This is a genomic window from Parabacteroides goldsteinii DSM 19448 = WAL 12034, from assembly GCF_000969835.1.
Lineage (GTDB): Bacteria > Bacteroidota > Bacteroidia > Bacteroidales > Tannerellaceae > Parabacteroides > Parabacteroides goldsteinii.
In genome coordinates this window covers 1-2,577 of record NZ_KQ033916.1, presented here as the reverse complement: position 1 = coordinate 2,577, position 2,577 = coordinate 1, and the positions used below count along the sequence as shown (strand labels likewise).

The window sequence follows — 2,577 nt, the reverse complement described above, 5'->3', positions numbered from 1 at the left end:
CTGCGCCCATAAGGGCATATAGTAAATGTAGGCTTAGCAACCTACCCGGCAAGGGTTTTCAACGCCGGTCATTAGCCAACTTATCCACTTAGCCGAAAGGCGGTGGGGAGTGTCGCATGTTGGAAACGGCATAAGTCAGCTAACTATCATGCTGCTACTGAATGTCTAAATGAAATGATAGATATGAGGATGAAGACTATACTGTTTGAACGACAGTCCGAGTTGTTAGTTGGTAAACCCCGACGGAAGATAGTTACAAACGTCGGGCTGCAATACTTCTACTTTCCTACCTCAAGTACGAGAGCCGAAAACCGATTGCAGAACAGCCGCAATAAGCGGAAAAGGACGAAAATCGCATCCGACAATCTATTGAGCTATGTTACTATATGTCTAAATGGGGATTGTCTAAGTAGGAATGCCGAAAGGCTATGGGGTTTGCCCCCTGAATATCCTATATGACAACAGAGTCTCCGTAGTAGTCCGAGCAAGGGAAAGCCTTGTACATGGCGAAGGGAGACAGTGAGTTATTATTTAATATGTTTAACGAATGATGTGTGAGACATTATGAGAGATTCAGCAAATGTATTAAACAGTCTGGCTGGGCACAGCCAAGACCCTAATTACAAGTTTGAACGGCTTTACCGACTGCTGTTCAATGAAAATCTGTACGCACTTGCCTATCAAAAGTTGTCGCAGAATGCGGGCAACTATACGAAAGGCACAGACGGGCAGACCATAGACGGAATGAGCATAAAGCACATTCACTCTATCATTGGACAGTTGAAAGACGAAAGTTACCGTCCGTGCCCTGCACGGAGAATTTACATTCCAAAAAAGAATGGCAAGCAACGTCCTTTAGGCATACCAGCCTTTAAGGACAAACTTGTACAGGAAGTTGTAAGGATGATTCTTGAATCCATCTACGAAGGTCATTTTGAAGACTGCTCGCATGGATTCAGACCACACCGTGGCTGTCATACGGCTATGGCTTCCTTACAAAAGGGAGGTACGGGAGCACGTTGGTTCATCGAGGGAGACATCAAGGGTTTCTTTGACAACATCAACCATGATGTTTTAATCGGAATCCTTGCTGAAAGAATCAATGACGAGCGTTTCCTGCGACTGATACGTAAATTCCTCAAAGCAGGCTACATGGAACAATGGGAGTACAAAAATTCCTATATCGGAACACCGCAGGGAGGCATAATAAGTCCGATTTTGGCGAATATTTATCTTGACAAACTCGATAAATTTATGCGGAACTACATAAATGTCTTCAATAAAGGTAAAGCACGTGTACGCAACCCCGAATATAAAAGGGTTGCAAATCGTAAGGACAAACGTGTAAAGAAACTGAAGAATGAAACAGACGAGCAGAAGAAAGAAGCATTGCGCAGGGAGATAGCCATTCTCCACCGTGAGATGCAACAACTTCCTGCAACTCTTGACATGGACGAAAACTTCAAACGCATGAGGTATGTACGCTATGCCGATGATTTTCTGATTTGCGTAATCGGAAGTAAAGAGGACTGTGTAAAAGCAAAGGGGGACATTAAGACCTTTCTGCAAGATACGTTGAAACTCGAACTTTCGGATGAAAAGACGTTAATCACCAACTCACACGACGCAGCCAAATTTCTCGGCTTTGATGTTACAGTCCGCAGTACGGACAAGACGAGAAAGGATTTCAGAGGAATCCCCATACGCTCACTTGACCATAAAGTGGTTCTTCTCCTGCCTTATGAGGTTATGAGAAAGAAACTGCTTGACTATAATGCGATGCGCATAATAATCAAGAATGGCAAGGAAGCATGGGAATCGACCTCACGCCCGTATCTCCGTAGTAATGATGACCTTGAAATACTCAACCGATACAATTCGGAAATTCGGGGAATCTATAACTACTACTGTATTGCAAACAATGTCAACATTCTCAATAGTTTCTATTACTACATGAAAGAGAGTATGTATAAAACATTATCATCCAAGTATGAATCAACCGTAAGGAAAATAATCCGTAAATATTGCCGGAATAAAGTCTTTACAGTAAGGTATGAAAACAACAAGGGCGAAATGTTGGAACGTACTATTTATCATGGAGGGTTCAAGCAGAGAAAAGACGCGCGTATTGACAATGCGCATATCATGCCCAGTTATCGCGGGACTGAAAGTACCAGCCTTATGGCTCGGTTGAAAGCCCGTGAATGTGAATATTGCGGAGCGGAGGACAACCTTAGAATGGTGCATGTCCGCAAGCTAAAAGACCTGAAAGGCAAACAGGAGTGGGAACGCTTCATGATTGCCAGACAGAGAAAAACAATAGCAGTATGTGAAAATTGTTATCGTAAGATTCATGAAAAGAAATAGACTGAAAATAACCATGGAGAGCCGTATACATGGAGACGTGTACGTACGGTTCGGTGGCGAGCGTTTAGAAACCTACCGTCCGAAAGGACGGCAAGGCGCTTTGCGCTTAGCCTGTCTGCGCCCATAAGGGCATATAGTAAATGTAGGCTTAGCAACCTACCCGGCAAGGGTTTTCAACGCCGGTCATTAGCCAACTTATCCACTTAGCCG

Annotated in this window: 2 protein-coding genes; both read left to right on the top strand. The window is 43.8% G+C overall.

All coding sequences use genetic code 11. The features are described from left to right. The first annotated feature begins 564 nt into the window (after window positions 1-564). Entirely contained in the window at window positions 565-2,367 is a 1,803-nt protein-coding gene (locus HMPREF1535_RS24975; protein WP_008646012.1) for a reverse transcriptase domain-containing protein, read from the top strand. Beyond that, complete coding sequence (locus HMPREF1535_RS25925) at window positions 2,354-2,494, top strand: hypothetical protein (RefSeq protein WP_154670883.1); 141 nt, start codon at window positions 2,354-2,356, stop codon at window positions 2,492-2,494. Before HMPREF1535_RS24975 ends, HMPREF1535_RS25925 begins: the two co-directional genes overlap by 14 nt. Window positions 2,495-2,577 lie beyond the last annotated feature (83 nt).

Bases quoted from the DNA above. Each gene is read 5' to 3' on its own strand.
- HMPREF1535_RS24975 (WP_008646012.1), top strand. From the start codon at position 565: ATGAGAGATTCAGCAAATGTATTAAACAGTCTGGCTGGGCACAGCCAA.
- HMPREF1535_RS25925 (WP_154670883.1), top strand. From the start codon at position 2,354: ATGAAAAGAAATAGACTGAAAATAACCATGGAGAGCCGTATACATGGA.